Here is a 23926-nt window from a genome sequence, read left to right as displayed (position 1 = left end):
CGAGCGCCGATCCGGGTCATTGCCGGGCTGAGCACGGTGATGATCGAAGATTACGCCGACGGGCTGGGCGAGCCGGGTATCAAACTGCTCAAGAACATGGGCGCCTCGGCTGTGCGTATGGGCGATCTGATCGATGCCTTGCTGGAGATGTCGCGTTTGTCGCGCTCGTCGATGGAGCTGGCCCAAGTCAACATTAGCCAGATAGCGAGCGAACTGGGCGAAGCGCTGATGGCATCCGAGCCGGGGCGGCGAGCCGTGATCACCGTTGCGCCGGGCCTGCTGGCGCTGGCGGACGCGACCCTGGTGCGCTGCGTGCTTGACAACTTGATGCGCAACGCCTGGAAGTTCAGTGCGAAGAAGGAGAGCACCTGCATCGAGGTGGATGGCTTCGTGCAGGACGAGGAGTTTGTATTCTTCGTGCGGGACGAAGGCTGCGGCTTCGACATACAGTTGGCAGCCCGCCTGTTCGCCCCGTTCAACCGCCTGCACAGCCAGAGCGAGTTCGGCGGCTCGGGTATCGGACTCAGCATTGTCAAACGCATCGTCTCGCGCCACGGTGGCCGGGTCTGGGTGATCTCGGCTCCGGGCGAGGGCGCCACGTTCTTCTTCACGCTCAAGGCGTGATGACAGGCGGGCAGGTTCGGGGTTGGCCGGCAGCTTGCGCGCGGGTCAATATCCTGTCGCCGTGCTGTGGTCAAGATTGGATCGGCCTAACAGGGCGGGCTCAATGGAGGAATCCAGGCATGGTGTCGGTGTATCTGGCCGTCGGCAGGGTGATGTGGAGGATCGTTCCGCTGCCGCGCGCGCTGGTGGCGTGGATATGCCCGCCATGGGCCGTGACGATCTTGCGACAGATGGCCAGGCCCAGGCCCGTGCCGCCCGAGCCGTCGCGCGTCTTGCTCGATTGCACGAAGGCGTCGAACACCGCTTCCAGCTCTGCGGGCGGAATGCCGGGCCCATGGTCGCGCACTGCAATGGCAATGGTGTCTTCGTTGGCCAGCCGGGCGCTGACCGTGATGGTGCTGCCCTCGGGCGCGAACTTCACCGCATTGGACAGCACGTTTCGCAGCACTTGTGCAAACCGCGTCGGGTCGAGTTTGGAGACGAGCGGCATGCGGCCCAGCTCCAGCTGCAGTGTCAGGCCCTTGGGCTCCAGCAGCACCTGCATCTCGCCCGCCGCGTCCTCAATCAAGTCGCGCACGTCGTTACGTATGAAGTGAAAGGCGCCCACCGTACTCTCGATCTTGGAGATGTCGAGCAGGTCGTTGACCAGGCCCAGCATGCGCTGGCCCGCGGCGTGGATGTCGCCGAACATGGCGACATACTTCTCCTGTTGGTGGGCACGCGCGATGCCCAGCTCAGAAAACCCCAGAATGGACTGCAGTGGCGTGCGCAACTCGTGGCTGATGTTGGCGACGAACTCGCTCTTGCTGCGCGATGCCTCCTGGGCCTGGTCGCGCGCGACGAGGTAATCGGTGATGTCTAGCTTGTTGACCAGCACGCCCATGGGCTCGCCCTGCGCCGAGTGCAGCAGCACCTTGGTGATCTGCACGTCGCGCGCACTGCCGTCGGACTGATGCACCCGCTCCTCGTAGCGCACGGTGCCGCCATCGTGCAGTAGCTGTTCGTTGTGCGCATCGTAGGCACGCGCCTGCGCAGCCGGCAGGATGTTTCGGTTCGGGCGCCCCAGGGCCAGGCTGCGTGGCACGCCCATGAAGGTCTCCCAGGCCGCGTTGACGATGACGAAGCGCCCCTGCATGTCGGTCAGGCACATGGGCAGCGGATTGCTTTCGATCACGCGCTCGGTCAATGCCAGTTGGTGCTGCAGGTTCTTTTGCGCATCGTGCAGAGCGGTAATGTCCACCGCGCTGCCGGCGTAGCCGTGCAGCTGGCCGTTGCGGTCGGTCAGTGGGATGACAGTGATCTCCAGCACATGGGTCTTACCGTCTGGCCCTTGCAGGCTAGCCTTGCTCCTGCGCCAGTCGTTGGAGTTCTTGGCTTGAAACAGTGCGGCCACGGCCGGACGGGACGGCGGTTCCACGATATCGCACAGGTGCTTACCCTGGGCTGCCGAAGAGGGTTGGCCCGTCAGGTGGTACCAGCGCGGATTGACGAAGCGGATCAAACCCTGCGCATCGGTGCGGAAGATCAGCTCCTTCACGCTCTTGAACAAGATGGACAGTTCCTGCTCGCGTTGTGCCGCCTCGCGCGCACGGGCATTGCGCCATGCGGCACGGGTCATCAGGCCGATCATCAGGGTCGCCAGAGTCATGAACAGCAAGGGGCCGCGCAGGGCGTGCAGCCAGCGCGTGTAAGTGTAGGGTTGCTCCACTAGGCTCATGAGCGGATAAGCATCCAGCTTGTGCCAAGCGCCCAGAGTCAGCTTCTCCTGCACCCTCAAGGGACCGTAGCTACCCTTGTGCGCTCGATTGAACGCATGGAAACGAGGGTGTTCGCGCATGCTGGAACCCCGGACGTTGCCTTCCGGGCCGACGTGGGTCAGCACGAGGCCGTCGTCCCGCATCAACAGCGCTCGGGAGTCCGAGGTCTCGGCATCGAGCAACTGCTGCTGGTATCTGGTCAGTGTATCGGGGTGGATCAATCCCACCAGTAGCACCGTGTTCTGCGCCGTCAGGTGCACGGGGCGCACCAGAGGTATCAAGCCCAGTTCGGCGGGGGATTGTCCGGGCCGTCCAAGCTCCGCCAGTGAACGGCCTTGCACCCAGGGCCCGATGGTGACGCGATCGTCCTTCCGTGCAGGCAGTGGTAGACGGCCCAGGTCGACCCGCGCGCCCTTGCCGGCTGCGGTGGTTGTGGCCAGCACCAGCCCTTCGGCGCTGACGAGGGAAATGCTGCGCAGGAACGGGAGGTTTTGCTGGTGGGTCGAGAGTTGGGCCTCGAATTGCGCCATGTTGTGGGATTCCAAAATCAGCCTTGATGCCAGGTTGTCGAGCACCCGCCCGCCGGCCTCGAAGACTTGACTGGCATGCGCCTCCATCACACCGACCAGTAGCGCTAGCCGTTGCCGCTCGCGCTCGGCCATGTTGTCCAGCTCAAGCCACATCAGGGCCAGAGTGCTGAGGGTCAGCGCAAGCGCAGTGCCAGCGGCCAGCACGCGGCCGCTGTTTGATGGCTGGTTGAGCAGAAAAAAGGACGGCATGCGCATCGCAGGGAGGGCTCTGTTGCTATTGCGCGGAGATGCGCTCCAGGCCATGGCGCCGCGCCGCTGCAGCAAGGCGCCCGTCTTGGCGAATGCGTGCAGCAAAGGCGTTGAGGATGGTCGGCCATTGGGTATCACCGGGTTTGCTGGCCCAACCATAGCGCAGCACATGGAAGGGCCGGGGCAGCGCCAGCAGTACGGCTCCATCCACGCTTTGGCTCAGCGCGTGATCATAGGGGTATTCAGTCATGAACACGTCGATGCGCCTGGCCAGCCACTCGCGCTTGCGTGTCTGGGGCGGGACCATGGATACTGGGCGTGCATCGTGCAGGCGCTCACGCATCACAGTCTCCATGAAGGTGCTTGCCTGCGCGCCCACTCGCACGCCGCTCTGTTCGATGGTGCTCCACTGGCGCACCACGTAGCTCGTGCGTGTGTTGATGGCATGGATGTCTCTTCGCCGGATAAGGTGTGGCAAATGCGGGTTTGTCGACGCGTTGGGACGGCATGGCAATGCCGAACATGGCCACGTCGCAGCGGTCGCCCAGAAGGTCCGGCACTAGGTGGGGGAAGGATGAGTCGACGAACGCGACCGGCAGGCGCAGGTCGATGTCCAGCCCTTGGAGCTGGCCCGAGCGTGGGTCGCGCCAAGTGACGCTCCGGTAGGCGGGCCAGATGCAAGCCCGTCGTTCGCCGCTAGTCTCGCGCGTGCCCGGACCTCGCTCGAGCGGGCGGGCCAGGCGGCAAGGGCCAGCACCAGGCACCGCAGCCGGGTGCACCAGGGCCGCAGGTGGCGGACGGGCGTTGTCATAGGGCGGGGGCAGGGGCGTTCACCAAGTCGGCGAAGCTCATGCGGCTCTCCGTGATGCGCAGGCGCAGATCCAGCAGGGCGTCGCTATGGCGAATGAAGCAGTCCACGATGGCTGGGTCAAAGGCCTTGCTGCTTTGCTCCTTCAGCATCTCCAGCGCCCTTCCGTGGCTGAAGGCGGGACGGTAGACTCGGTCCATGGTTAGGGCGTCGTAAAAGTCCACGATGCTTACGATGCGCCCGGACAGTGGGATGGCATCGCCTGCCAGACCTCGCGGGTATCCCTGGCCGTCCCAGCGCTCATGGTGGGTATGGGCGATTTCGGCTGCCAACTGGAACAGTGCGATGCGCGACTTGCCCAGCATGTCTGCGCCCATGGCGGCGTGCCTGTTCATGATTTGTCGCTCCTCAGGCGTGAGGCCGGTGGGCTTCTTGAGCACGCTGTCGGGGATGCCGATCTTGCCCACGTCGTGCATGGGTGCGGCCTTGCGCAGCAGCAGGGCCCAGGCTTGGCTTCGGCCGAGATACAGTGCCAGAGCTTCGGCTAAAAAGCCGATGCGCACGATGTGCACGCCCGTATCGTTGTCCTTGTATTCGGCCGCCACGGCTAGCAGGAAAAGTGCCTCATGGTGAGCGCGAGCCACTTCCTGCAATGCCTCGTTGCGCTCCTGATACATGCGACCCAGGTCGGCGATGATCTTCTCCATCTGGTCTGCGGCAGCCGGGTCGAACTGAGTGGCTTCAGCGGTGGGCTGGTTCATGGCGTTGGGGCAGTGTTGCTGCCCAGGCTGTTGATGGTTTCAATCAGCTTGAGGGGGCTGAAGGGTTTGAGTAAATAGGCGTCCGCCCCCGCGTTCATGCCCGCCTCGATGTCTTGGCTCTGACTGCGGGCGGTGAGCAAGACTACCCGGGGCCTGCCCAGGGTCTCGTCGGACTTGAGTCGGCGGCACAGATCCAGCCCGTTCATGTCTCCGGGCATCATGATGTCCAGTAACAAAAGATCCGGGCGCAAGCTGCGCACGGCCTCCAGGCCCGCGTCCGCCGTGGCGGCTTCGTGGATTTCGTAGGCCTCGAACTCCAGGGTCATGCGGATCAGCTTGCGGATGTCCGCATGGTCTTCAACGATCAATATGCGTTGGGGCATGGCAGATGAGTGTGTGAAATCGAGGGGCACGATCGTAGGAGGATGGGGAGTCCGTCGTGTGCGGCACTGGGCTTCCAAACCCCCAGTGAGGTGAGCAGGTCGTCCACATCGCCTCACCATACAGCGCATGGTGGGGAAGCCATCAATCTGAGAGGGGAAGGGGGAGGTGAGTCAAGGTCGTGCAATAGAGGGATGCTAGTGGGACGGTAGTGAAACTTCGGTAGGATGGCTAAATTTATCAAAGCAATCGTTTTACGAATGATGAATTTCGCATATGGGAGCAAATTCTCTGAAGAAAATGCCTGAAGACTGTCGTACGCGTGATGCGGCCCAAGCGCTGGGTCTGGCGGTGCGTTCGGTGCAACTCATGGTCGATCGCGGTGGTCTGCAGGCCTGCAAGACGCCGGGTGGGCATCGGCGGATCTCGCTCGACTTGGTTGAGCGTAGGGTGGCGCAGTGCAGCAAAGACGGGGTTTCTGCGCGGCCTACACCCATCAGAGTGGCAGCGCAAGACCCCTCGAGCACAGGCGGCGGCACGCCGCGGGGGGCAAGGCGTACGCAGATGCTGCTCATCAAAGACTCGGCGCATTGCCAGACGCGTCTGCTGCTGGATTTTGCGGCCCTACTTAATAAGGAGACTCTGCATGCCTGAACCCGCGCGCGTGCTGTTGTTGGAAGACGACCCGCTGGTGCGCCGTTTCGTGCAGGCGGCACTGGACGGCATGGCGCTGGAACTGTTGACGTGTGGCTGCTTGGCCGAGGCACGCGAGACTCTGTCAGCCCAAAAGGTGCAACTGGTTTTGACGGACCTGCATCTGCCCGACGGATCGGGTATGGATTTGCTGCACTGGCTGCGGGAGCAGGGGCATACCTGTCGCGCGGCAGTGTTCAGCGGCGGGGTGGGCGCGAGCCTGCAGCAGCGCATGCTGGCACAGGGTGTATGGCGCGTACTGCACAAGCCGGTGTCGGTAGGCGATTTGATCCAGTGTGTGGAGCAAGGCCTGACAGGCGCCCAGTCCGCGCCTGCGCCAGGGCTCGGGAGCTCGGACGTGGTTGAACTGTACTTTGGTGGCGACCAGGCACTGTATGAAAGCTACCGCAAAAGCTGTCTGGAGCTGTTGGCCAAGGATGTGGACGATGGTGATTGGGCAGCGGGCGAAGGCGATGCGGTAGTGCTGCACCGGGTTGCACATAACCTCAAGTCGGTGCTGGCTCTGCTGGGTCACGAGCAGGGTGCGCAATGGGCGCGCAGCGTCGAGGAGTGTGCCGCCCAGGGAGAGGCGGCGCCCATGCGCGCAGGCTGGCTGCAACTGCGCCAGCAGGTATTGGACTACTGTGAGCAGCACCAAGAGTGATTTTTACTGAGATCCTCAATGGTGCTGACGAAACGGCCGCGGTGTGAATGCATCGCCAAAGCCAATGACCACGTGCAGCACGATGCGCGCGCCGTCCAGTTGCGCATGCGGATCGATCCGCACACCGCCGCAGCTTGCTTCCTTGCGAATCACCGAGCCCTTGACCGAGGCGATGGCGAACGCAATGCCATCCTCCATTGTGATCTGGTGGATCTCGCGGAACGCCGACACGGGGCAAGAGCCGAGCCGCTTCGTGGGCACACTGGGTCCAGACGTACAAGGGGTTCTCAAGACGCTGCGCAAGTACGGCCCAGTGCAATAGGTGCGCGTGGTTTACGAAGCCGGGCCGACGGCTATGGCCTGTACCAGGCGTTGTGCGTGCAGGCTACCGTTGTGAAGTTATCAGTCATCGCGCCGTCATTGGTGCCGCGCCGGGTCGGCGAGCGCATGAAGACCGATTGGCGCGATTGCGCACGGCTGGCCGAACTCTCCCGGGCAGGCGAGTTCGAGGCGATTTGGGTACCCGACCAGGCGCATGAGGCGATGGACAATCTCTGGCATGCCCGCGAAGACGCCGTCAACTTGCGCCTGAAAGCCCGCCAACAACTCAAGGTGTTCTTGCTGTGCTAGGGCCGGCGCTACCCAGGCAAGACATCTTGGACCAAGATGCACGAACGTGTGGATCACCGTGCAACGCTTCGATCAAGCAGCGGACCAGATTGCCCTGGCGGAGTACCAGTTGGCTGCGCAAGCGGTACAAGAGGGAGTGCCGCGATTGGGTGAGGCACTGCGTTGCGCCATGAAGGCTTCGGTGCGCTCGCGCTATTGTGCGATCGATGAATGACTGGCGTGGCGCAGCACGCTGCGCGCGTAAATGCCGAACAGCAATCTGGTTGACCCGGCTTGCATGTAGTGGCGTGAAGTGAAGGACAAACCGCTGATCGTGTCGGGCGCTGAAATCGTCCCAAACGGCCTGGAGAGTGTTCCAGCCTCATGGTGGACACCGTTCCACGGTGAACGACGGACAGCATTCCATTTCTCAATCTGTGTGCGCAAGCATCCCCTGCTGCGCCAGTGTTTCGGGTGGCACGAAGTTCATGTGAGGTCTGGACGCAGTTTCACAGACTGCAGCGGCATCGTTCTTTCCAGTGCGGCCCTAGCGGTGCCACTGCTTCTGGTAAGCCCACTGCGCGTAGCGCGCGTGCGCCTGTGCCTTTTCCACCAGCGCGCCGTTGCTGCTAGGGTGGTCCTGCAGTGAGCCATTGGCGAAGCGCATGAGCCGAGCGGGGCTGTCGGGCTGCAGAACGGCCACATCCGAGCCTTCCATGTAAGCCTGGATCTTGTCGAACTGCATGATCGCGCGGCCGGGGCGCGCGCGTTGCGCGGGGTCGCTCAGGTCGCGGCCGGTCAACGGGTGTTCGCCGCTCAGGCCCATCAACGAAATCAGCGTGGGCGCGAGGTCGATCTGGCTCGCCACGGTGCGGATGCGCTCGGGCGCCACGGCGCCGCCCAGGATGAGGCCCGGGATGTGGAAGCGCTCGATCGGGATCACCGAGGGGCCGTACACGCGCGAGTTGTGGTCGGCCACCACGAGAAACAGCGTGTTGTCCCAATAGGTGGAGTGCCTGGCTTTCTCGAAGAAGCGGCCCAGGGCGTGGTCGGCGTACTTCACCGCGTTGTTCACGGTGTTTCGGGGCTGTTCGTGCAGCTCGAAGCCGCCCTCGGGGAATTCGAACGGCGCGTGGTTGGATGAGCTGAACACCAGCGCGAAGAAAGGCTTGTCGGCGGGCTGCCGGCTGAAGCGCTGGTGGGCCAGTTCGAACAGGTCGCCGTCCGACGCGCCCCAGGTGCCGATGAACGCGCTCGCGGGCATGTCCTTTTGCTCCACGACGCGGTCGAAGCCGTTGCCCATGAAGTAGCTGCGCATGTTGTCGAAGTGCGATTCGCCGCCGTAGAAGAAGGTGGATTCGTAGCCATGCGGCTTGAGGAAGCTGGCCAGCGTGAAGAAGTCGCGCTGCGATTTCGCCAGCTTCACGGTGCTCACCCCGAGGTCGGCGGAAAGCCCGCCACCACCGCTTCGATGCCGCGCACCGAGCGCGTGCCGGTGGCGTAGAGCTTGTCGAACCAGATGCCCTGGTCACCCAGCCGGTCCAGGTTCGGTGTGAGGGGCAGGCCACCCAGGCGGCCGACAAATTCGGCGCCCAGGCTCTCCTCGAGCACGATCACGAGGTTGAGGGGTCGGGCGCGCGGGTGCAGGCTGGTCTGCCGATGGCGCAGAGGCGAGTTGGGGTGATTGAACGCGTTCGCGGGCAAACCGGTTTCGCGCCGCACAACGTCGATCACACGGGCCTCGGTCATCTCGGCGTAGGTGATGCCACCTTCCTCGGCCTTGCGCGACTGGTAGAGCGCATACGACACCGTGTACAGCGAACTGAGCGGCAACTCGTTGACGAGGTGGTCGGTGGTAACGGCGACGCTGGCCGGATTGGCCGGGCGGTGGCCCAGCGCGCCGCGTGCGCACAGGGCCAGCAAGGCGAACAGCAGCACCGACAGCGGCGCGGCCTGCCAGACGCGCAGGGATGCGGATGGGCGCGTCGGGTGGCTGAGCCGCGCGTACACCCAGACCAGCGCTGGCAGCAGCACGGCAGCGGCCAGCAGGTGCGGCCCGCGGTCCTTCACCAGCGTGCCACCCACCTCCTTCACATACCCGAGGTACTCGATGAACAGGTAGTTGGGCCGGCTGTCGTATTGGGCGATGAAGGCCGGCGTGGCCAGTTCCATGAAGGCCGTGAGCAGCAAGACGAGTCCACCGTACCAGCGCAGCACCGTTGGCCACACGCGCTGGGTCGCGCGCGCCGTGGCCATCCAGGGCGCGAGCGCGGCCGGAAAGGCCCAGACCATGCCCATCAGCACCGCGTCGAAACGCAGGCCCTGCAGCCACACGTGGGACCAGGCCTGCGCCTGCGAAATGCGCTCGGCCTGCCACGCGGCCAGGCCCAGCCGAGAAATCCACAGCACCGCGAGCATGCTGGCCATGGGGGTCAGAAGCGGTCGCAGCGCGGCGAGAGAGGCGGACACGCTCTGTCTCCGGCTGGGCGCGCTCAGGCGCGGCTGCATGAGCCGCCAGCCCGTCACCGACACCGCGGCGCAGATCAGCAGTGTCCACAGCGTGTGGCTCGGAAAGTGCGCGCCACGCAGGGTCTGCACCGCGCCCGCGAGCAGTCCGATGGACAGGACAGCGGCGAGCCAGCGAAGACCGATCGCACGCCGGCGCTGGGTGCCCTGCGGCGCGTCCAGCCAGGGCAGGCACAGCGCGATGAAGGCAAAGCCGCAGGACGCGTGACCACCGGGAAAGCACCGACCAGGACCGCCATCGACCACGCCCCAGGCCCAGTGCGACACCCTGCGCGCGGCGCCGCCGAAGGCCTGCAGGTCCCAGGGGCAACTGGTGAGGCTCGCGTTTTTCACGAGGTTGACCGCCAGCAGCGACAGCGTGGCCAGCGCCACCACGGCCCAGCGTTCGCGCCTTGGCATGCGCAGCCCCGGCCACACGGCCCACGCACACAACAGCAGCCAGGCAAAGGTCATGGCCTGGCGCATGCCGTCGTGCAGCACGCGTGAGAGAAGCCAGTCATCCTTCCACGCGAAACCTTGCGGCGTGCCGATGAACTGCATCACCGTCATGTCCAGGTGCGTCGTGTCCCAGAGCAGGGTGAGTGCGAGAAGGCCGAGCAGCCAGAGCGCGGGATTCGATCGAAGAAGGTGAAGTGGGGCCCAACGCGGGCAAGACAGTGCGTGCATGGCGCGGCACTGTGGGTGGCGCAGGTTAAATGGACCTTAAGGTGCCGCTAAGGTGCGAACCCATAATGGGCGGGCTCAGCAACCAACCCACAACACAACACGCCCCCAACATGCGCGCTCTCGTGGTGGAAGACGACCCCGGTATTGCCAGCGGCCTGCAGGCCTCGCTGCGACAGGCGGGCTATGCGGTGGACCTGTGCGTTTCACTCCACACGGCCTGGCTCGCCCTGGCCGTGGAGCCGTTCGACGTGATGCTGCTCGACCTTGGCCTGCCCGATGGCGAGGGGCTGGACCTGCTGGCCCGCCTGCGCCGCCAGCCTGTGCCTGCCGCCGGCCATGGCGGCCTGCTGCGCCACGACATGCCCGTGTTGATCATGACCGCGCGCGATGGCGTGAGCGACCGCATCAGCGGCCTGGACAGCGGCGCGGACGACTACATCGTCAAACCCTTCGACGCCAATGAGCTGCTGGCGCGGCTGCGGGCCATGCTGCGCCGCGCTGGCGGGCGCAGCAGCCCGGTGATCGAGCACGGTGATCTGGTGATCGATCCTGCGGCCCACACCGTGTTGCGCGCGGGTGAGCCCGTGGCCCTCGGTGGCAAGGAGTTTGCCCTGTTGCTCGCCTTGTTGCAGGCGCGGCCCCAGGTGCTCTCCAAGTCGCGGCTGGAGTCGGCGCTGTATGGCTTTGGCGAGGCGCTGGAGAGCAATGCCATCGAAGTGCATGTGCATCACTTGCGCCGCAAGCTGGGCGAGTCGCTGATCAAGACCGTGCGGGGCGTGGGTTACTTCGTTCCCCTGGACGCTCCCGCGGCGCCCGCGACGGCAGGCAAGCGATGAGCAGGGCAGCGGCGCCGTCCGCACGCACCTTGCGGCGCTACCTGCTGAGCTGGGCGCTGGGGATTCTGGTGAGTGTGTGGCTGTTGCTGATTGCATTCGCCTGGGCCACGGCGTTTCGCGAAGCCCGCCAGTTTGCCGACGGGCAGATGACAGCGGTGGCCAAACTCTGGTTGACGGCAACGCCGTACCGCCTCGAGCCCCACGCCCCTGCCGATGCGCCCGACCTGCGGCACGAGTACCTGCAGGACGTGGCGGTGGTCGCGTGGGACGACGGGCGTCTGGTCGCCGACACCCACGAGATGGTGGGTGGGCTGGACCCGGCGTCGGTGCCGGTGCACGGTTTCGCCACGGTGAATGTCAACGTCGAAGGCCTGGTGCCCCAATGGCGCGCCTACTCGGCCCAGGTCACGCAGGACGGCCATGTGCGGCGCGTGGTCGTGCTCATGGACCTGAAACAACGCTACGAACTGGGCAAGGACATCGCCGAGCACGTGGCCCTGCCCGCCGTGCTGGTGCTGCCGCTGGTGGCCTTGCTGCTGTGGTGGGCGATCCGCCGGGGTCTGCGGCCCTTGGACCGCCTGTCGAGCGAGGTCGCCGCGCTCGATGGCTTTGCCGGCCAACGCCTGGACACGCAACACCGCCACCGCGAATTCGCCAGCACGGTGGCGGCCATCAACGCGCTGGTCGACACGTTGCAGACGCGTGCCCAGCGCGAGCGCGAGTTCGCCTCTGACGTGGCGCACGAGCTGCGCACACCCCTGGCCTCGCTGGCCTTGCAAGCCAGCGCCGCGCAGCACGACCCGTCGCCCGAACGCCTCGCGCAGCTGGAGCAGGAGTCGCTGCGCGCGGGGCGCATTCTGTCGCAGTTGCTGGAACTCGCGCGCGCCCAGCGCAGCACCATCGCGGGTGCCGGTCTGCTCGCGTCGTGGCGGGTGGCGCTGGGTGAACTGGCGAGCCGCCTGGTTGCCGCGCACGCCCCCGCGGCCTACGACAGCGGCCACGAACTCGCGCTGGTGCAACCCGATGAACCCGTGGTCGTGTCGGCGCAGCCCATGTTGCTGGAGTTGGCGCTGCGCAACCTGATCGAAAACGCCTTGCGCCACACATCGAGCGGCACGCAGGTGGAAGTGGCCGTGTGGCGGACCGACGAGGCCCTGGGCGTGTCGGTCAGTGACGATGGCCAGCGCCAACAGGCCGGCTCCAACGCCGCCGAGCACGGCGGCCTGGGGCTGGGCTTGCGCCTGGTGGAGCGCATCGCCGAGCAGCTCGACGCGCAACTCCAGCGCGACCAGGGCGAAACGCCGATGACGACCCGCTTCACGCTGCGCTGGCCGCGCGCATAAGGTTCATTTAACGTCGGCTGCGCACAGTGCGTCGGCCGGCGTGTGCTGGCCTATGGATGCCGGCCATGCAGCTCTCTTTGTCTTTCGCGTTTTCACGCCTCTCTTCCTTCTCTTCTTCATCTCCCTCACCCGCCACAGCGACCACGCGCACCAGCGCGGCCGTGTGGGGCCTCGCGCTGTGGCTGGCCAGCGTGGGCAACCTGCCGCTGTGGCAGCGCATCGACGCGCTGGGCGGTTCACCCGCGCAGCGGCTGTGGTTGATCCTGGGCATGGGCGCACTGCTCGCCGGCGCCATCGCGGTGTTGCTCTCGCTGCTGGCCTGGCCGCGCGTGTTCCGGCCGGTGGCCAGCGCGCTGCTGCTGGTGGCCGCGTTCAACACGCACTTCATGTGGCAGTACGGCGTGGTGATCGACCCGACCATGCTGGCCAACGTGCTGCACACCGATGCGCGCGAGGTGCGCGACCTGCTGTCGTGGACTTTGCCCGGCACGGTGCTGCTGGTGGCCGGCCCGCCCCTGTGGTTGCTGTGGCGCAGGCCCTTGGCGCTGCGCCGCACGTGGTCGCAGGTCGGGCTCAACGGTGTCCACGCGCTGGTCGCGTTCGCGCTGCTGGTGCTGGCCGCGCTGCTGAGCTACCAGGGGCTGGCCTCGCTCATGCGCAACCACAAGGACCTGCGCTACATGGCCAATCCGCTCAACACCGTGTATGCCGGTGCCCGGCTGGCCGTGGACCAGCTGCCGCGCCAGGTGCGCCCGCTGCAACCGGTGGGCGAAGACGCCACCCTGGGCGCGAGCTACGCGCAGCAGGCGCGGCCACCGCTGCTCGTGCTGGTGATCGGCGAAACCGCGCGCGCACAGAACTTCGGCCTCAATGGCTACGCGCGCCACACCACGCCGGCGCTGGCGCGCTGGCAGGCGCAAGGTGACCTGGTGAACTTCAGCGACGTGAGCTCGTGCGGCACCAACACGCTGGTGTCCCTTCCCTGCATCTTCTCGCCGCTCACGCGCGCGCAAGGGGGAAACAAACCCCCCGAACACGAGAACCTTCTCGATGTGCTGCAGCGCGCCGGCCTGGCCGTGCTGTGGATCGACAACCAGGCGGGCTGCAAAGGCGTGTGCGACCGCGTGCCCCATGTGTATGCGCGCGACCAGCCGGTGCCCGGCCTGTGCCGGGGCGGTGAGTGCCTGGACGCGGCCATGCTCGACGGCCTGGACCAGCGCATCGCCGCGCTCGACCCGCAACGCCGCGCGCGCGGTGTGGTGGTGGTGATGCACCAGATGGGCAGCCATGGGCCGGCCTATTCGCACCGGGCACCCGACGATCGAAAGCCTTTCCAGCCCGAGTGCACCAGCGTCACGCTGTCCGACTGTCCGCACGAGCAGCTCGTCAACGCGTACGACAACTCGATCGCCTACACCGACCATTTCCTCGACCAGACCCTGCAATGGTTGAAAGCCCGCGCGGAGCGCGGCAGCGAGGACACCGGCCTGATCTATGTGTCCGACCACGGTGAATCGCTGGGCGAGAACGGCCTCTATCTGCACGGCGTGCCCTATGCACTCGCGCCGGAGCAGCAGACCCATGTGCCCATGGTGGGCTGGTTTTCACCGGGGCTGCGGCAGCGCAACGGCTTGTCGATGAACTGCCTGCGCGAGCACGCCACCGACCCCCTCTCGCACGACCACTTCTTCCATTCGGTGCTGGGGCTCATGGACATACAGACCCGCGCCCACCAGCTCGCGCTGGACGCGTTGACGCCCTGCAGCGCTTCGTCGCAGGCTAGGTCTCACGGCATGAACCAATCGCAGGCGAGTTGATGGCGTAAATCTTCGCCCAAAACGTATCTATCTGACCGCTATCGCCTTCCACGGGAAAGCGATGCAGCTCAATGGGGCGCTTTCCATAACGGATGGCCAACGAGCAGGTACGCAGCTCAAATGCGGGCTGTGACCATAGCTCGGAATGGTATAGGAACTGAGGTCGACACACCGGCTTGGGCCGTGCTGCAGTCGGGCCCCAGTGACTACTACTACCTTTGCGCGGACTTGATGGTGCTGCTGCTGCCGCTGCCGCTGTTGGTTGTGCGACGCTGGTGTAAAAAGTGGGAGAGCTGCCCTAACCGGAGGCCTCCTTGGCCAAGAGTTAGACCGCGCTGGAAAAGTCCAGACCATCACAGTTCAGGGCGTGGCCTTGTTCAACCAACTGACGCGCATTCTGCTCATTTCCGCTGAACGCGGCGGCGAGCCAAATCGTTAAGATCCCGCTAAGGTTTCCTCTTCAGCATCGGCGCTTTGTTCATCAATGAGGTCTGGGAATGGAGCAGTCAACGGCTTGGATTGAAAAACGCCAAGGACTCTCTCGAGTCTGGCACGCCTTGCTCAACTCATGGGCAGGGTTGGTCGCCGTGTGGAACGAGGCTGCATTCAGACAGGAACTCGCCTTGGCGTGCCTGTTGATCCCGTCGGCTTGGTGGATCGGCCAAAACTGGGTGGAGTGCGTGATGCTGATCGCATTGTGTGTCTTGGTGCTGGTGGTTGAGATGCTCAACACCTGCGTGGAGGTTGCGATAGATCGAATCGGCACCGAGTGCCACCCCCTTTCCAAGCGCGCCAAAGACATCGGCAGCGCCGCGGTGTTGCTCAGCTTGTGGTTGTGCGGTGGCGTGTGGGCAAGCGCGATCTGGCGTTGGATGGCAAAGTAGTCAACGACCACCAGGCCGCACAGTCCGGCGTCGAACCCAAGGCTGTGAAGGCGGTTCGGGCCGCTCTAGAGGCCACCGTTCTCGGCTTGGTCAACAAGAAGGGCGCGGGCGGGTTCACGTTGCCCGGCCTGCTCAAGATCGATGTGCAGAAGGTGCCTTCCAAGCACAAGTCCAAGGGCATCAATCCGTTCGCGAAAGGGGAACAGGTCTTCGCGGCCAAGCCCGCAACCGTGCCCATCAAAGCCCGCGCTCAGAAGAAACTCAAGGACGCGGCGATTTGATCCCTCCCTGCCGCCCAGCCCCTCTCAAGGGCTGGCGGTCAAGGGGGCATGATCCCGCGCAGGGAGCGGCATAGTGCTCAAGCAGGCGCGTAGTGCGAGAAACGTCCTCAGCGTGTCCAGGTGAATCCCCACGTTCAGGGCGGCACGAGTCGATAGGTGGCGGGCGTGCGGCCGAGCTTGATCGGTGAGGCCATGCCACGGTAGCCGTCCACCTGCACGGTCATGCCACGGTGCTGCGTGTGCGGGTGCGAAAGCGCCTGCGCAACATCCAGGATGGGCGCACAGGGCACGCCCGCTTCGGACAGCCGGTCCACCAAGGCGTCGCCATCGACGCCGGACAGCAGGGTGACCAGTTCGCTGCGCAGCGCTTCCCGGTTCTCCGAGCGCGCGCCAGCGTTCGCGAACGCCGGGCGCGAGGCCAGCGCCGGTGCGCCCAATTGCTCGCAGAGCTTGCGGAACTGGCCGTCGTTGCCGACCGCGAGGAAGATCGGGATGCTGCGGGTTGGGAAGGCGTCGTAGGGGTAGATGTTCGGATGTGCGTTGCCGGTGCGCGCCGGGGTCCTGCCACCGCCGAACAGGTTGGCCGCGTGCGGGTGCAGCAGCGACAGCCCGCAATCGAACAGCGCGGTTTCCACGAACTGGCCCAGGCCGCTGCGCTCGCGTTCGTGGAGGGCCAGCAACACACCGATCGCGGCGTTCAGGCCGGTGACCATGTCGACCACCGGGATGCCCACGCGCAGGGCGTCACCGCCCGTTTCACCGTTGACGCTCATGATGCCGGTGAGCGCCTGGATGGCCGCGTCGTAGCCGGGCAGGCCGCCCAGGGGGCCGTCCGCGCCGTAGCCGCTCACGCGGCAGTGCACCAGCCGGGGGAATCGCTGCGAGAGCGTCCCGTAGCCGATGCCCCAGCGCTCCAGGGTGCCGGTCTTGAAGTTCTCGAGCAGCACGTCGGCGCCTTCGAGCAGGGTCAGCAGCTGTTCGCGGCCGCTGTCGCTGGCGAGATCGATCCGCACGCCGCGCTTGTTGCGGTTCAGGCCCTTGTAGTAGGACGCCACGCCGTCCGGTTCGAAGGGCGGGCCCCAGGTCCGGGTTTCGTCGCCTTGGGGCGGTTCGACCTTGAGCACGTCCGCGCCATGGTCCCCGAGGATCTGCCCGCAGTAGGGGCCGCCGAGCACGCGCGAGAGGTCGATCACGCGGATGCCGTGCAGGGCGCCCGTGGAGAGGGGGATTGGCATGGTGGTCTGCCTGGCTTCAGTCGGCACGGGCGCCGGAGGCCTTGACCACGTCGCGCCACTTGTTCACCTCGGACTGGATGAAGGTGGCCAGTTGCGCGGGGCGCTGATCGGTGGTGATTTCGAGGCCTTGCTCCTGCAACCGTTGGTGCACGTCCGGTTGCTTCAGCACGCTGACGAAGGCCGCGTTCAAGCGCTGCACGACCTCATCCGGGGTGCCTGCCGGCGCGACGATGCCGAAGAACACGCTCACGTCGTAGTTCGGCACGCCCTGTTCCATCACGGTCGGCACGTCCGGCAGGCTTCGCGAGCGGGCCGCGGTGGTCAAGCCGAGCGCGCGCAGTTTGCCCGCCTTGATGTGCGGCAGCGCGGTGAGCACGTCGGTGAACGCCATCGCCACCTGCCCGCCAAGCAGGTCGTTGAGCGCCGGCCCCGTGCCCTTGTAGGGGATGTGCTGGATGTCTGTTCCGGCGCGCTGGTTGAAGAGCACGCCCGCCAAGTGGGACGAGGCCCCGCTGCCGGAGGACGCGTAGCTGAGCTTGTTGCCCTGCGCCTTGGCATGGGCGATCAGTTCCTGCACGTTCTTCGCGGGCACCGAGGGATGCACCACCAGCACGTTGGGCAGGTAACCCAGGTGGATCACCGGCGCAAAGCTGCGCACCGGGTCGTAGCCGATCTTCGAGTACAGGCTCACGTTGATGGCCAGCGGCGCCGAGGTGCCGAACAGAATGGTGTGGCCATCGGGTTCTGCCCGCGCGACGAACTCCGCGCCGATGTTGGCGCCCGCGCCCGCCTTGTTCTCCACGATCACCGGCTGCGTCGTGCCCAGCGCCGGGCGCAGCGCGGTGGCCAGGGTACGTGCCATGGCGTCGGTGGGGCCGCCCGGCGCGTAGGGCACCACCAGCGTGACGGGCTTGCCGGGAAAGGGCGTCTGGGCATGGGCGAGGCCCAGCGCGGCGCAACCGGCATAGAAGGCGAAACTGCGGCGGGACAAGGTGTGCATGGTGGTCTCCTAAGTGTTGGTCTGGTGTTTGTTGGGCTGGTGGGGAAAATCGGTTACAGGGCGTTGAGTTGCGCCACATCACCCTCGGGCAATCCTTCGGCGAACAGGGGCGAGAGCTCTGGCTCGTGCGGCGCGCCGAGCGGGTCGGCGGGCAGCAACTGGTGGCGCAGGGTGAGCTGGGCGAGCAGCATGCGGCGCAGAGAACGGGTGCGGCTGGCTTCCCAGCCCATGGCGATGGCGGCGGTCAGGCGGTACAGCGCGCTTGCCGCCTGGCGTGCCAGCGCGTCGTGGCCGTCCTCGGTGGCGCGGGTCGCGAGGGCTTCCACCCGGTCCAGCAGCGGATCGAGTTGCGCGCGGGCTTGCGGGTGCCATCGGGATTCGGCCAGCAGGCTTTGCATGTGCGCGCGCCAGACCGGCAGCGACCCTTCGCGCCGGATGGCACGGATCACGTCCAGCGCCACGATGTTGCTGGTGCCTTCCCAGATCGACCCCAGGTGCGCGTCGCGCACGAAGCGCGCGTCACCCCATTCCTCGATGTAACCGCATCCGCCGCGCACTTCCATCGCGTCGCCGGTGACGACCCGCGCGTCCCGGCAGGCCCGGAACTTGATCAGCGGCGTGAGCAGCCTGGCCAGCGCGTAGGCGCCTTCCTCCTGCGCGTCCGCGCGGCGCAGGGCCTCGGCGGTCTGGAACATCATCGTGCGGGCCTGCTCGGTGCGCAGCATGATCTTGGCCAACTGCCGCTGCATCAGGGGCATCTCGATGAGGCGCTTGCCAAAGGCCTGGCGGTGGCGGCTGATGTACAGGGCCTCGGCCAGTGCACGGCGCATCATGCCCGCCGAGCGCATGCCGTTGGACAGGCGTGAGTTGTTCACCATGTCGGCCATCTGCGCGAAGCCGCGCCCGGGCTCGCCCACCAGCCACGCCTTGGCCCCTTCGAAGCGGATCTCGCCACTGGCCATGGAGCGCGTGCCCAGCTTGTCCTTGAGGCGCACGATGCGGTAGGCGTTGCGGCTGCCGTCGGGCAGCACCCGGGGCACGAGGAACAGCGAGACGCCCTTCATGCCGGCCGGCGCGCCTTCGACCCGGGCGAGGATCATGCCCAGGCCGGCGTCGGGGTTGGAGCAGAACCACTTCTCGCCATGCAGGCGCCACGCACTGCCGGGCTCGTCCGGGTCCGGCACGGCCAGGGTCGCCGTCGCGGCCACGTCCGAGCCTGCGCCCTGTTCGGTCATGAACATCGCGCCCTGCGTCAGGGCGTCGAGATCCTGCGTGGTGAGGTTGCCGAGGTAGCGCTCCACCAGCGCGGGGCTGCCGAACTTGCGCAGCGTGCGGGTGAGCGAGTCGGTCATTGACAGCGGGCAGCAGAGCCCGAACTCGGCCTGCACGAGCAAGTACGTCAGCGCGTACTTGGCCGCCGCCGGCATGGCCTGCGGCCAGCCCAGCACGCCACCACGGTGCGACATGGCCGCGAGCCCGTAGTCGCCGAACGCTACCTGTTCCAGGGCCTCGTAGGCGGGGTGTTTGAGGACGCGCTGATCGTCGTGGCCAGCCCTGGTACGTTGTTGCAACGAGGGTGGGTGGCGGTCGGCCTCGTGGGCCAGTCGGTCAAGTTCGCCGCCCACGCGGCGTCCCAGTTCGCGCAGGTGCGGCTGCAGGTGGGCCAGCAGGTCGGGTGCCAGGTACAGCGCCAGCAGGGACTGCAGCTCGTGGTCTTCCAGGTAGGCGTTGATGCCCGCGCGGTCGGGAATCGGGTGCGCTGGCGGTGTCTGCGTCAGCCCGGGCGGCAATCGAACGTTCATGGCTTGTCTCCTGGGTGTCGTTGGGACTTGCATTGTTCGAATTGGCATACAGAATGTCCAATATTGATTTCCGCTGAATCGATCTAATCTCTGTATCGGTATGGAACTGCGTCATCTTCGCTATTTCGTCGTCCTGGCGGACGAACTGCACTTCGGCCGCGCGGCCAAGCGCCTGCACATCTCGCAGCCGCCCCTGAGCTTCAACATCAAGCAACTCGAGACCAACCTGGGCGTGCAACTGCTCGAGCGTGACAGTCGCAGCGTGAAGCTCACGCCCGCTGGCGTGTCCTTCAGGCAATCCGCGCAACTGGTGCTGGCGGAAGCCGATCAGGCCGCGCGCAAGGCGCGCGACGTGGCGGCCGGCGTGACCACGCGCGTGCGCATCGGCTTCGTGGGATCCATGCTGTTTCGCGGACTGCCGGAAAGCCTGGACCGCTTCCAGGCGTCGCACCCCCAGGTCCGCGCGGAGCTGGTCGAGCTGAACTCCGCCGAGCAGATCGATGCCCTGGGGCGTGGCCAGATCGACCTCGGCTTCGTGCACACGCCCAACGTGCCGTCCAACTTGTCCACGGCGCTCTATATGTCCGAACCCTTCGTGCTGTGCACGCCGCACCGGGCCGGTGCCCGGCGGCGGCCACGGACCGTGGCGCAGGTGGCAGGTGAGCCGTTGGTCCTGTTCTCGCGCGGCGCGTCACCGGACTACTACGAACGTGTGCTCACCCTGTGTGCCCAACTGGGGCTCGACCCCGCCGTGCGGCACGAGGTGCGGCATTGGTTGAGCGTGGTGGCGCTTGTCTCCAAGGGCACCGGCTACGCCCTGGTGCCACAGGCCATGATGCACGGCGGCGTGTCCGCCGTGCAGTTCACGCCGCTGCCCGAATCGCCCATCCGTTCCGATGTCTACATGGCCTGGAACGACAGGAAGATGCCGACCGAGCTGCCGAAGATGATGGCGTTCTTCCGCCAGCCCCCGCCCCTGGTTGCCCTCCCGTAGTCAAGGGTTGCCGTGCGAGCCGTGCTGATTTTGGCGGTTGGCCGATTTCAATACAAAGCGCTATCCCCTATGAGCGGAAAACTGGCACGCGCGAGGCTGGCGCAGTCATTGAACGCACCGTTGCCGTGGCCTATTGCCGGTTTGGCGGTTTGGCTGTTGCGTGCGGTGTGCCGCAGGGCGCCAAAGTGACTCCAAAAATCGACTGAAAACCTATCCGCAAATCATGTTGTCTAGCAACACCATCCAAAAGCAGTTGCGCGCAGACGCGGCCGAGCCGCGTTTCGCCAAGCGGAGCAGCCCACGCAAGCTCGATCCGTTTGGGGCGAATCCTTCCAGCTGGCTCAAGACCGAGGCTGGGAGCTCGCGCAAGCAGCGGCGCACGACCGTGCGGCTCGCAAGGTTTACCGACGCCGTGAGCCGGCCAGGGCTGACGTGTTCGATTACGTCGAGCGGTTCACCGACATCTCGGAGTTCCACATTCCGGCAGGCAAGGTGTATCTGTCGCCTGTGATCGACTGCTTCGATGGCAAGGTGGTCAGTTGGACGATCGGCATGCGCCCGGACGCGCAGCTCGTGAACACGATGCTGGATGCCGCTATCGAGACGATTGACATCAGCAGCAACCGGCCTGTTGTGCATTCGGATCGCGGTGCCCACTATCGATGGCCGGGATGGCTGGCACGTATCGCGGCTGCCGAGCTGACGCGTTCGATGTCCCGCAAAGGCTGTTCGCCCGACAATGCGGCCTGCGAGGGCTTCTTCGGTCGATTGAAGACCGAATGGTTCTATCCTGGCAACTGGCAATCAACGACCGTTGAGCAGTTCACCCAGGCCTTGGACTCTTACATCCGCTGGTACAACGAGAAGCGGATCAAGATGTCCTTGGGCGCGCGCAGCCCTCTTGACTACCGACGAAGCTTGGGGCTCATGGCATAAACAGTCCAAGTTTTTAGCCGCATCCCCGAAGCATCAAAATGCTTAGGTCGGTGACAACAAGAGCGGCCGCAGTCCTCAGGTTCCGCCCGGCCGCCGGTGAGGTGATCACGGGCACCGGCTTGAGCCTACTAAAGCGAGGTAGCTCCCATGACGGATCGATGCACAGTGGCAACCAACCCACGGATAGGAGTCTGATCCATCGACGATGCAAAATGAATCGTGACGCGCCACCCCATGCCGCCTGCATGAAGTGGTAGGAGACCGGTCGACGCGAGCGGCCATAACTGGCGCGCTGAATGACCATCAGGCCCCGGCGGCGTCCCGTACGGCCCTCGTTGTGGCCGCGCCGCCGAGCCAGGTCGGTAGTTGCGCGCGCACGATTCGCAACGCGGGCGCTTCCTGGCGCTGTGCCGAGACGACGAGTCCGAAGCGCCCGGTGGCATCGAGGCCGGGCGACACATCGAGTGAAATCAGGTCTGGCGCCACGGCACAGATCGTCAACAAGATGGTGTCGCTGCGCAGCGCCACGTCCACCATGCTCATGGTCTCGTCGCAACGCAGCGTCACCATGTCGTCCGGGTTGGCCTGGGGGCCGTAGCGCGCGATCAGGATGCGTGCCACCTCGTCGCTCAGCGGGGTGGAGGCCACCGGATAGGCCATGACGTCCGCCAAGCTGATGGGACCACCGCGCCGGGCCAATGGGTGGTCTTTGCGCGCCAGAAAGCCGGCCCCGAGTTCAAAGGCGAGGTCCACTTGCAGGTCGGCCGAGGGCCGCATATCGCGGATGTCGACGATCGCCGCATCCAGATGCTGTTCGCGCAACGCATGAATCAACACGGCAGTGTTGCCGCGAGAGATCTCGACTTGCAACCGGGGGTGGTGTTCGGCCATGTGCAGCATGAGCGGCGTGCTCAGCAGTGCGCCCGGCGCCGAGCTCAAGCCCACGCGAAGCTTGCCGATCAGTCCCGCGTGCAGGGCCTTGCCCGCGTGCCGAAGAGTCTCGGCGTCGCTGACGAGTTGGCGCGCGCGGTTGAGCACTTCGCGTCCGAAAGGCGTGAGGGCGATGCGCCGGCCCAGGCGGTCAAACAACGCCCCGCCGAGTTCGATCTCCAGCCCTTGGATGCTCCGCGTGAGCGCCGGCTGCGTGAGGAACAGGGCGGCGGACGCCTGCACGAAGGAGCCCAGGTCCGCGAGGACCACGAAATGACGCAGTTGTACCAGTGTCATCTAAACCCCCAGTGAAAGTCATGGATCGATGCACATCAATGCATTGGACTTTAAAGCACCCCCTTTCTAACATGCAGCAAAGTTCATCAATTCTCTGGAGTTCGACTGTGGAACGTCTCAGTGATCAGCTGGTGCAGGAATTCGTCGCGTTGCGGCGCGACATTCACCAGCACCCGGAACTGGCTTTCGACGAGCACCGCACCAGCGCCCTGGTGGCGCAGAAGCTGGCGTCATGGGGCTACGCGGTCAGCACAGGGCTGGGCGGCACGGGTGTGGTGGGGCAACTGCGCCGGGGTAACTCCACCCGCACCATTGGCTTGCGCGCCGACATGGACGCCCTGCCCGTTGAAGAGGCGACCGGCGCCGACTGGACCAGTTGCCACCAGGGCGTGATGCACGCCTGTGGCCACGACGGCCACACGGCCATGCTGCTGGCGGCCGCGCGCCACCTGGCCGAGTGCGGCCGCTTCGACGGTACGCTGAACCTGATCTTTCAGCCGGCCGAAGAAGGCGGCGGCGGCGCCCTGAAGATGATGGAAGACGGTCTGTTCGAACGCTTTCCGTGCGACGCCATCTTCGCCATGCACAACATGCCCGGCTACGCGCAGGGCCAACTGGTGTTCCGCAGCGGGCCGACCATGGCCTCGTCGGACTACGCCACCATCACCCTGCACGGCGTCGGCGGCCACGGTGCCATGCCGCACCGTGCGGTCGACCCGCTGGTGGCTGCGGCGTCGATCGTCATGGCGCTGCAAACCGTTGTCTCCCGCAACGTCGACCCCATGGAACCCGCCGTGGTCACCGTGGGCGCGTTGCACGCGGGCAATGCCAACAACGTGATTCCGGCCTCGGCCCGGCTGGAGCTGAGCGTGCGCGCGCTGAGCCCGCAGGTGCGCCGCGACATGGAGCAGCGCATTCGCGAACTGGTGCGCCTGCAGGCCGAGAGCTACGGCGTGCGCGCCGAGCTGGACTGGCGCCCCGGCTACGCCGTGCTCGTCAACGACGCGGCGCAGACCGCCCGCGCCCTGGCGGTTGCGCAGGCGCATTTTCCGCCCGCACAGGTGGTGGCCCAGGGCGCCATGCTGACGGGCAGCGAAGACTTTGCCTTCATGCTCGAACGCGTGCCGGGCAGCTACCTGTTCATCGGCAACGGCGTGGGTCAGGAGCCCGGTGCGTGCATGGTGCACAACCCGGCTTACGACTTCAACGACGACAACATCGGCACCGGCGCCGCCTACTGGACAGCGCTCGTGCAAGACCTGCTTTCCGTCCCCTCCCCCCACCTCTGACCCCACTGGAGATT

At 65.8% G+C, this 23926-nt stretch carries 21 protein-coding genes and 5 pseudogenes; 13 read left to right on the top strand and 13 right to left on the bottom strand.

Annotated features, from left to right (window positions below):
• Positions 1-624, top strand: a 624-nt coding sequence (locus AC07ZS_RS20795; RefSeq protein ID WP_494800425.1) for a sensor histidine kinase, incomplete at its 5' end; no start/stop codon positions are given.
• A gap of 100 nt (positions 625-724) precedes the next feature.
• Here AC07ZS_RS20795 and AC07ZS_RS20790 read toward each other — a convergent pair.
• The 4 genes from AC07ZS_RS20790 to AC07ZS_RS20775 form a co-directional block, all read right to left on the bottom strand.
• Positions 725-3166 (bottom strand): ATP-binding protein, encoded by a 2442-nt coding sequence (locus tag AC07ZS_RS20790; RefSeq protein ID WP_494800424.1) that lies wholly within the window; start codon positions 3164-3166, stop codon positions 725-727.
• A 19-nt stretch (positions 3167-3185) separates the two neighbouring features.
• A complete protein-coding gene (locus AC07ZS_RS20785) occupies positions 3186-3503 on the bottom strand; it encodes a hypothetical protein (protein WP_494800423.1) in 318 nt (105 codons plus the stop codon).
• Positions 3504-3967: 464 nt separating this feature from the next.
• Complete coding sequence (locus tag AC07ZS_RS20780) at positions 3968-4729, bottom strand: HD-GYP domain-containing protein (RefSeq protein ID WP_494800422.1); 762 nt, start codon at positions 4727-4729, stop codon at positions 3968-3970.
• The gene (locus AC07ZS_RS20775) at positions 4726-5112 is read right to left on the bottom strand and encodes a response regulator transcription factor (RefSeq protein ID WP_494800421.1); all 387 of its coding nucleotides are present in this window, start codon (positions 5110-5112) and stop codon (positions 4726-4728) included. Before AC07ZS_RS20775 ends, AC07ZS_RS20780 begins: the two co-directional genes overlap by 4 nt.
• A gap of 274 nt (positions 5113-5386) precedes the next feature.
• On the opposite strand from AC07ZS_RS20775, the gene AC07ZS_RS20770 reads away from it, so the two are divergent.
• Positions 5387-5764: a helix-turn-helix domain-containing protein gene (locus AC07ZS_RS20770; protein ID WP_494800420.1), complete on the top strand. Its 378-nt coding sequence runs from the start codon at positions 5387-5389 to the stop codon at positions 5762-5764.
• A complete protein-coding gene (locus tag AC07ZS_RS20765; RefSeq protein WP_494800419.1) occupies positions 5757-6467 on the top strand; it encodes a response regulator in 711 nt (236 codons plus the stop codon). Before AC07ZS_RS20770 ends, AC07ZS_RS20765 begins: the two co-directional genes overlap by 8 nt.
• 15 nt (positions 6468-6482) lie before the next feature.
• On the opposite strand, the gene AC07ZS_RS20760 is transcribed toward AC07ZS_RS20765, so the two are convergent.
• Positions 6483-6698 carry a hypothetical protein gene (locus AC07ZS_RS20760; RefSeq protein ID WP_494800428.1) on the bottom strand — a complete coding sequence of 72 codons (216 nt, stop codon included), beginning with the start codon at positions 6696-6698 and terminating at the stop codon, positions 6483-6485.
• On the opposite strand from AC07ZS_RS20760, the pseudogene AC07ZS_RS20755 reads away from it, so the two are divergent.
• Positions 6694-7260: pseudogene (locus AC07ZS_RS20755) on the top strand (transposase); the annotation flags it as partial. The gene AC07ZS_RS20760 and the pseudogene AC07ZS_RS20755 sit on opposite strands and share 5 nt — an antisense overlap.
• A 32-nt stretch (positions 7261-7292) precedes the next feature.
• Here AC07ZS_RS20755 and AC07ZS_RS20750 read toward each other — a convergent pair.
• From AC07ZS_RS20750 to AC07ZS_RS20735, 4 genes and pseudogenes are all read right to left on the bottom strand, one after another.
• A pseudogene (locus tag AC07ZS_RS20750) lies at positions 7293-7437 on the bottom strand (IS630 family transposase); the annotation flags it as partial.
• Between the two features lie 58 nt (positions 7438-7495).
• Positions 7496-7623 (bottom strand): annotated as a pseudogene (locus AC07ZS_RS20745) (IS110 family transposase); the annotation flags it as partial.
• A complete protein-coding gene (locus tag AC07ZS_RS20740; protein WP_494800418.1) occupies positions 7624-8511 on the bottom strand; it encodes an LTA synthase family protein in 888 nt (295 codons plus the stop codon).
• Complete coding sequence (locus AC07ZS_RS20735) at positions 8508-10268, bottom strand: phosphatase PAP2 family protein (protein WP_494800417.1); 1761 nt, start codon at positions 10266-10268, stop codon at positions 8508-8510. Before AC07ZS_RS20735 ends, AC07ZS_RS20740 begins: the two co-directional genes overlap by 4 nt.
• 110 nt (positions 10269-10378) lie before the next feature.
• Between AC07ZS_RS20735 and AC07ZS_RS20730 the strand changes: the two genes are divergently transcribed.
• The 5 genes from AC07ZS_RS20730 (at position 10379) to AC07ZS_RS20710 (ending at position 15429) form a co-directional block, all read left to right on the top strand.
• Positions 10379-11104, top strand: a complete 726-nt coding sequence (locus AC07ZS_RS20730) for a response regulator (protein WP_494800416.1) — start codon at positions 10379-10381, stop codon at positions 11102-11104.
• Positions 11101-12447, top strand: a complete 1347-nt coding sequence (locus AC07ZS_RS20725; protein WP_494800415.1) for an ATP-binding protein — start codon at positions 11101-11103, stop codon at positions 12445-12447. The genes AC07ZS_RS20730 and AC07ZS_RS20725 overlap by 4 nt, the downstream gene beginning before the upstream one ends.
• A gap of 65 nt (positions 12448-12512) precedes the next feature.
• Complete coding sequence (locus AC07ZS_RS20720) at positions 12513-14264, top strand: phosphoethanolamine transferase (protein WP_494800414.1); 1752 nt, start codon at positions 12513-12515, stop codon at positions 14262-14264.
• A gap of 497 nt (positions 14265-14761) precedes the next feature.
• Positions 14762-15148: a diacylglycerol kinase gene (locus AC07ZS_RS20715; protein ID WP_494800413.1), complete on the top strand. Its 387-nt coding sequence runs from the start codon at positions 14762-14764 to the stop codon at positions 15146-15148.
• Positions 15112-15429 carry an HU family DNA-binding protein gene (locus AC07ZS_RS20710; RefSeq protein ID WP_494800412.1) on the top strand — a complete coding sequence of 106 codons (318 nt, stop codon included), beginning with the start codon at positions 15112-15114 and terminating at the stop codon, positions 15427-15429. Before AC07ZS_RS20715 ends, AC07ZS_RS20710 begins: the two co-directional genes overlap by 37 nt.
• Positions 15430-15563: 134 nt before the next feature.
• Here AC07ZS_RS20710 and AC07ZS_RS20705 read toward each other — a convergent pair whose 3' ends face one another.
• Genes AC07ZS_RS20705 through AC07ZS_RS20695 form a run of 3 tightly spaced genes read right to left on the bottom strand, consistent with a single transcriptional unit; the run spans position 15564 to position 19466 of the window.
• Positions 15564-16664 (bottom strand): CaiB/BaiF CoA transferase family protein, encoded by a 1101-nt coding sequence (locus tag AC07ZS_RS20705; protein ID WP_494800411.1) that lies wholly within the window; start codon positions 16662-16664, stop codon positions 15564-15566.
• Between the two features lie 16 nt (positions 16665-16680).
• Positions 16681-17664 (bottom strand): Bug family tripartite tricarboxylate transporter substrate binding protein, encoded by a 984-nt coding sequence (locus AC07ZS_RS20700; RefSeq protein WP_494800410.1) that lies wholly within the window; start codon positions 17662-17664, stop codon positions 16681-16683.
• 53 nt (positions 17665-17717) lie between these two features.
• The gene (locus AC07ZS_RS20695) at positions 17718-19466 is read right to left on the bottom strand and encodes an acyl-CoA dehydrogenase family protein (protein WP_494800409.1); all 1749 of its coding nucleotides are present in this window, start codon (positions 19464-19466) and stop codon (positions 17718-17720) included.
• A 100-nt stretch (positions 19467-19566) separates the two neighbouring features.
• Between AC07ZS_RS20695 and AC07ZS_RS20690 the strand changes: the two genes are divergently transcribed.
• The 3 genes and pseudogenes from AC07ZS_RS20690 to AC07ZS_RS20680 form a co-directional block, all read left to right on the top strand.
• On the top strand, positions 19567-20460 hold the full coding sequence (locus AC07ZS_RS20690; protein ID WP_494800408.1) for a LysR family transcriptional regulator: 894 nt from the start codon (positions 19567-19569) through the stop codon (positions 20458-20460).
• Positions 20461-20686: 226 nt separating this feature from the next.
• Positions 20687-20842, top strand: a pseudogene (locus tag AC07ZS_RS20685) (IS21 family transposase); the annotation flags it as partial.
• A gap of 74 nt (positions 20843-20916) precedes the next feature.
• A pseudogene (locus tag AC07ZS_RS20680) lies at positions 20917-21396 on the top strand (IS3 family transposase); the annotation flags it as partial.
• A gap of 303 nt (positions 21397-21699) precedes the next feature.
• On the opposite strand, the gene AC07ZS_RS20675 reads toward AC07ZS_RS20680, so the two are convergent.
• Positions 21700-22623, bottom strand: coding sequence for a LysR family transcriptional regulator (locus AC07ZS_RS20675; RefSeq protein ID WP_494800407.1), 924 nt, complete (start codon positions 22621-22623; stop codon positions 21700-21702).
• Positions 22624-22694: 71 nt separating this feature from the next.
• Here AC07ZS_RS20675 and AC07ZS_RS20670 point away from each other — a divergent pair, with 71 nt between their 5' ends.
• A complete protein-coding gene (locus tag AC07ZS_RS20670; protein WP_494800406.1) occupies positions 22695-23912 on the top strand; it encodes a M20 aminoacylase family protein in 1218 nt (405 codons plus the stop codon).
• Positions 23913-23926: the final 14 nt, after the last annotated feature.

It is taken from the genome of Hydrogenophaga sp. GW456-12-10-14-TSB4 (assembly GCF_059424305.1).
The sequence above is the reverse complement of the archived record's forward strand: the minus strand, read 5'-3'. Positions and strand labels throughout refer to the sequence as shown.